Source organism: Veillonella sp. KGMB01456, from assembly GCF_023051165.1.
Classification (GTDB): domain Bacteria; phylum Bacillota; class Negativicutes; order Veillonellales; family Veillonellaceae; genus Veillonella_A.
On sequence record NZ_JALKIG010000027.1, the window covers coordinates 24253 to 30726 of the forward strand.

The 6474-nt window shown below is 39.9% G+C and carries 3 protein-coding genes and 1 rRNA gene; all 4 read right to left on the bottom strand.

Going from position 1 to position 6474, the window contains the following annotated elements; all coding sequences use genetic code 11:
- Positions 1-164 precede the first annotated feature (164 nt).
- Positions 165-1424: a nickel-dependent lactate racemase gene (larA, locus tag MXE28_RS08185; RefSeq protein ID WP_021840193.1), complete on the bottom strand. Its 1260-nt coding sequence runs from the start codon at positions 1422-1424 to the stop codon at positions 165-167.
- Between the two features lie 30 nt (positions 1425-1454).
- Positions 1455-1958 (bottom strand): GNAT family N-acetyltransferase, encoded by a 504-nt coding sequence (locus tag MXE28_RS08190; protein WP_021840192.1) that lies wholly within the window; start codon positions 1956-1958, stop codon positions 1455-1457.
- A 160-nt stretch (positions 1959-2118) separates the two neighbouring features.
- Positions 2119-4863 (bottom strand): YadA-like family protein, encoded by a 2745-nt coding sequence (locus tag MXE28_RS08195; RefSeq protein ID WP_021840191.1) that lies wholly within the window; start codon positions 4861-4863, stop codon positions 2119-2121.
- 1223 nt (positions 4864-6086) lie between these two features.
- A 5S ribosomal RNA gene (gene rrf, locus MXE28_RS08200) occupies positions 6087-6203 on the bottom strand.
- Between the last annotated feature and the right edge of the window lie 271 nt (positions 6204-6474).

Here is a 6474-nt window from a genome sequence, read left to right on the forward strand (position 1 = left end):
CATGCACATGCATTTACTTTGTTTAGTATAAAGCATGTTCTGAAAAAATGCAACCCCTAAATTTAAATTTTTCTATCTTTTAAACTTAGGGGCGCTTCTCTTATTTATTCAGCTGTATTGAGTATTCAGTTTTCTTAAAAATCCGTATACTGCGTCGATTTTGCTTATTTTAAAATCGGCACGGTGTACGAGCCATGAGGCATAAGCAAGATTTCCGCATCGTTACCGAGCTTTGCCTCAGCGAGCTTCAAAGCTTCCTCTAAAGAGTGAACCGGTGTGAAAAAGGCTTTACGAGCATAATCGTCATCGAGGCTCGACATCAGGTAGAAGTCGGCTTTTTTCATTAAACGAGTAACGGCATAGGCTTTATGACGACCGATTTGGAAATCGTGACGCACCGAATCTTCGATGGCCTGAATAGAATGAAAATCATTCACGGTTTGGTCAAAAATCGGCGAACCGGAACCTTCGCGGCATTCAGCCAATAAGATTACCACACCGCCCGGTGCCACGGCACGAACCGCATTATCCATGGTCTTTTGGGACTGATAAATATTAATATCCTTCGGATAACCACCGGTTGAGGCAATAACAATCGGCGCCTGACGTTCAATGACAACGCCGTTTTGCGAATTCACAAAGTCACAGGCTGCTTTATGAGCGGAAATATAGTGCCCCGCAAATACACCGGTAAATTCTTTTTCACCATTCAATACTACGTTCAGTAAGAAGGTAGGTGGGCACATGGCCACGCCTTCCATTTGATCATCATAGATAGGGTTCCCTTCCAAATGACCAAGTGTTGCTTTATCATCGAGCATTAAGCTGTGGTTTTGACGAATCGTTTCATAAGAGGCTACGCCCGGCAAAATGGCTTTACGCCCGCCGCCGAAACCGGCAAAGAAGTGATGGACCACGGAACCGGTACAGATAATATGGTCTGCTTCGACTACATGACGATTGAGCCAAACGTCGGTACCAAAAGACGTCGTACCAACATGAACGAAATCTTCCTTTTTCTTAGCGCTGGAGTTGTACATAGCCACACGACCGGCTGCTTCCATCCCCACTTCACTAATCATTTCAGCCTCTGTCATATCACGATGTGTCCCTAAAGCGAAAACTATCTTAATATTTTCATCAGGAATCCCCACTTCGTTCAATTCATCCAGAATAATTGGCATGAAAACATGGGTATTGGCAATACGGGTCGTATCATTGGCGATGATAGCCACCGTTTCACCGGCTTTAAAAAGCTCTTTGAACGGTTTGGAATCAATGGGATGGGCCAAAGCCTCTTTGATGGCCGCTTCCGGATCTTCAATGACCGGCGTTTCCGCCATATGTAATTCCCCAATAATACGTTTTTCATCCAAACGGCAGTCAATCATTTGATCGCCATAGTGAAATGAGTAAGTTTTCATGCGTAAGCCCTCCATTTAACGCTTATAGTATTACACCAGTAATGTATATGTCTCCGTATCTTGATAACGGCCCTGTTTGATGCCTACTTCAGGCACGGTTCCGGAGAAAGTAAAGTTAAATTTATTATGTAATGATACACTCGCCTCATTGCCCGCCGTAATTACGGATACAACGAGATGTATGGATTCATCGTCTTTGGCCATTTGCAAAATATCCCCCATCAAGCGACTTGCTACCCCTTTACCGCGGTAATTCGGGTCGATGTAGATAGATAATTCGACCGTGCTGGCATAAGCTTCTTTGCTGCGATATTCGGACAGTGTTGCATAGCCGCAAACCTTACCGTCAATTTCAGCCACCAAAAGCGGATGGTTTTTAATGTTATGGTTTTCAAACCAAGTAGTCCATTCATCAATGGTACGAGGCTCAAGGTCTAAGGTTGCTACGCCGTGTACCACTTCATAGTTATAAATGTCTAATAATTCCGGAATGTCTTTACGTTCGCCACGGCGAACTGTAATCTCTGCTTTCATGTAAAACACCTCTTCTTCTCAAATTTGTTATAAACAATTATAGCACATGGGGAGATAATTGGGGTAAAAAGGTATAACTCTATAAATATAAAAAGGACACGGCCAAGATTCGGTCGTGTCCTAAATTATATAACTGTTATATATTCAATTATTCTTAAGCTTATTTAGCAATAGCTGCTTCCAATTTAGCCAAACGTGCTTTCAATTCGTCGTTGTCGGCTTGTAAAGAAGCAATATTCTTATCTTGCGCTTCTAATTTATTAGCCATTTCAGTTTTGCTCATATTGTTATATGGGGAAGATTCACCGAATTTGAAGGAAACACCGGCATTATACATGTTGTCGTTGTTACCTACAGCGGTAGCAAAGTTAAACATGATGTCGTTGTTCGGACGATAGAACGCACCGATAGCCGCAGCTGTTTCACTCTTATAGGCACCCATACCAACGGCAAAGGTTAATTTTTCATTAGAATCAAAGTCTAATGGATGTAAAGCGGCTAACGCAGCAGCACCGGCAGCGACTTTATTGACTTCCGTTCCCAAACGGGAAATCTGTTGGCTGTTATTCATGGTTTCAGAAGCCACGTTATCGATAGATTTTTGTAATTCATCACGAACTGTAACAACCTGATTAACGGTGGCTGCATTATGAGAACCGGAAACTAAATCAGATTCGCCAACGTTTTGAATAACTTGATTATTGGCATTGATGCCTTCGTTGGTAATGTAAGTGTTGCCACCAACGGAAATGCTGTTTTCTACTTTAAGCTCTTTGTTCAAAGAAAGGCTGAAATCATTTTTACCGTTTTCTTTAACTTGAATGTTGCCATCGCCGGTGATTTTAGTTGGAGTAACTAAACCGTTAACTTGTCCTAAAGCGTCTTTCAATTGACCTTCGGTAGCAGCACGGTCGGCTTGAACTTTAGTAGGATCCCAAGTTGTATTAGTAAGACCGGTAATAGTGCTGGCACCGTCTTTAGTACCAATGGAAACATCACCAGCCTTAATGGTGTCACCGAGGCTTACTTTAAGACCTTTGCTTGCATCTTTAGGGTCCACTTGTTCTACTACTACACCAGTGGTATCATCTCCGACAATATTTAAAGTGCCATTACCGTTAACAATGTTATCTACACGAGTATTAAGATTATTAATCTTAGTTGTGTTTTCAGCAATATTTTTAGTATTATTATCGATTTGAACAATTGTATCTTTATTTAAATCTACAACTACAGCATTTTTATCTGCATTGTAGGTAACAGCAGTTTTAGTACCATCGGCAAAGTTTACAATACCATTTTTACCGATAACGTTTGCTTTATTGCCATTAACTTTTAGTTCCCAAGCACCGGCTTTGCTTAAATCTTCATCGGTAATACCTAATACTGTTTTCCATTTGTTAATATTAGTGTCACCTGTCAAGTTGCTGGCATCGACTTTTACAAAGGTATCACCTAATGTATTAGTAATGCCGTCTTTGTTGAGAGAGTACGTGATTGTATTACCGTCAATAGTTGCATTAACATTGGCATCACCGGCAAACGTAATGGTTGGTGCGGTATCACCACCAAGTGCAATCTTAGTAGTCTTATCGCCTACAGCCACATTAAAACCGGCTTGTAATTTAGTGATATTGTCACCATTAGTTGTAGTTGCGGTGTCAATCGTGCTTACTTTATTGGCAACAGTTTTTAACTGTGCTACGTTAACAGCATCTGTGTCTTCTGTTCCGGCAGCAACATTAATAATTTGACGAGTGTTGCCATTTGAACCTACACTAACAGCACTATAGGTGGATTTATAGGTGGATAAGAGAGAATCCTTGACGGTTACATCAGATTCTGAAATGTTATTTGCCTTTTCATAAGCTCGTAAATCTGTAATAGCTGTGTCTTTAGCACTTTCTAATTTTTTAAGGGTATTAAAATCCTCTTGACGATCAGCTTCAGTCGCATAGGTTTTTGCTGTCATTGTAGCTACTTGATCATCATAAGCCTTTAATTTTGTAACATAATCCTGACGTAAATTTTGCCAATCAGTATATGTATCCTTGTATTTATCATAAAATGCAATTACACCATCAATAACAGTCTGATTACCGGTTGCGTTTGCCAAGGCTATATCAGAAGCCATAGAATTAGGATTTGTAGATAATTTTGTGTTCAATTCATCATTTAATGGAACATAGCCATAAGAGCTATTCCCACGATTTGCATTCGAAAATTGTCCTAACGCCACACCGCCACCACGAATGGGATCATAGGCTGCACTACCCGTAGTAGCACCGCTACCTAAAGCCGTACCACCATACAATGCATTAGAAAAATCACCTACAGCCGTACCAATTCGATAAGACTGAGCATTGTACCCCATCGCTATACCATCAATAGCCGAAGCTCCATTCCCGATGGCCATGGCAAACTCCGTCTGAGTAACATCAGCAAATTTATTACTTACATTCCAACGGGAAGAGCTGGCATTATTACCGATAGCAATACCACCTACTGCACGCGAATCAATACCTACTACGGTAGATTTTGAATTACTATAGTTATTATAACCGACGGCAACGCCACCCACTAAAGCTTGGTTTAGTTTACCAACAGCCGTACCACCAACAACTATGGCAACATTATTTTCTGAATCCCATACTGAGGAAGTTGTTGCTCTGTTACCTGTGCCTATTACAGTTGCGTCATTACTAGCATAGTTATCAAACCCAATCGTGGTGGTAAGTTTACCATCTGATGTAGCAAATTTATTAGGGTGAGTTGTGCCCGATGTTAAATCAAGACTTTCTGCTGATGCCAAGGAATAACTACTGATTAACGCTAAAACGGCAGCTGCAATCCTAGGCGTAATTTTTTTTGCTTTTTTGGATATACATAATTTTTGATGTAACATAAATACCACTCCTAATAAACTTACTATTGTACTACTTAGTCAAAGCAAATTCTAAAATCAATTTTTAATGATTAATTCATTAATCCTTAATTCTTAACTATAATAGTCCTATTTAGATTAAATTTCAAGACTTTAATTTTTTAATGAAGACCTATCATCTCTGATATACACGCATTGAAAAAGTAGGATATATTAGATAACTTTTATGGAAATTAGATGAATTTTTGTAATAATTTATATTTTATGCGGTTTAGTTACTACTTGATAAGAATAATATTTTTCAATTATGAAAAATAATTACATTTAACAAGTTCATATTATTATGTGTTTTGTAAATGTTTTATAAAATAAATTTATAAGATTTTACATTTCTTTTACATTTAAATTTTAACAAATTGCAAGTAGTTGTTAGTCCCATAAAATAAGGGGATATTAACGAACTGGTAAAAATGATTGAACTCACATCTGTATATTGATATCTATTTTTATTTTCGGAAGTTTCAGATGTATTTATTAGGTGAAATGGCATACTATAAATCAATGAGTGGAAATAAAAAAACACACCGGAGGGTGTGTTGAAGGGATTGTATATGATTTAGGATGTTGGCGTATAGCAGCGATAGAGGCTGTTATAGGCTATCATGTGGTGCTAAGGGCGGAAGTGGCTTAATGCTCTATTGATTTAGTGCGTGGCCGCATTGCTTGATTTTAGTGACTTTTTTAGTGCTAAGAAGGCTAGAGGAAGAAAGCTCTATTGATTTAGGGCGTGACCGCATTGCTTCGCTCGCTGCGGTAGTAGGAATACTATCATTTGATGCTAGGGGGCTAGGGGCTAGTGGCTTAATGCTCTATTGATTTAGTGGCATACCGCATTGCTTCGCTCGCTGTGGTGGAGGGAGTTCGTAACCCTGAGTACGTCCAGCTCTAATCAGCGACTACCTATCATTCGTACGCAGTCACGCTATATATGCTTCCCGTTCGGATGCTGTGGATTTTGCTACGCAAAATCTTACGCCCCGAACTACGCGATTCGCTATAATTTATGCGTCGTTTCACTCCTTTAAATTATGCTCTCTGCGTACGAAAGAAAGTGATGCAATACGATTTGTGCGTCGCTTTGCTCCTTCAAATCGTTTGCCCTACTTTTCCCAAGGCCAAGGCCTGGTCGGATAGGTAGTCAATACAACAAAAAAAGACACACCTTTCGGTGTGTCCTTTTAGTCAATCAGCGACTACCTATCCTCCCAGGCCGCTTCCAGCCAAGTACTTTCGGCGTATACGAGCTTAACTACTGTGTTCGAGATGGGAACAGGTGGATCCTCGTAGCTATCGCCACTGAATTTGTCAGAGCTTGTACTCTGAAAACCACATAGAAGTGTAGATTATGTAAGTTACACATTAGATAATTCTTTGATAGAGTAGTGCACAGGGCACTTTATATGTTTTCCTGTTCGACGGCTGTGAATTTTACTTCGTAAAATTTTACGCCGCGAACTAAGAGATTCGCACATGTTTATGTGTCGCTTACGCTCCTTTAAACATGGCTCACTACTTATAAGTAAAGCCCTCGATCTATTAGTACCAGTCAGCTCCAAGCCTCACAGCTCTTCC

Excerpts from the sequence above, each read along its gene's own strand:
- MXE28_RS08190 (WP_021840192.1), bottom strand. The coding sequence starts at position 1,958 with ATGAAAGCAGAGATTACAGTTCGCCGTGGCGAACGTAAAGACATTCCG.
- larA (WP_021840193.1), bottom strand. The coding sequence starts at position 1,424 with ATGAAAACTTACTCATTTCACTATGGCGATCAAATGATTGACTGCCGT.
- MXE28_RS08195 (WP_021840191.1), bottom strand. The coding sequence starts at position 4,863 with ATGTTACATCAAAAATTATGTATATCCAAAAAAGCAAAAAAAATTACG.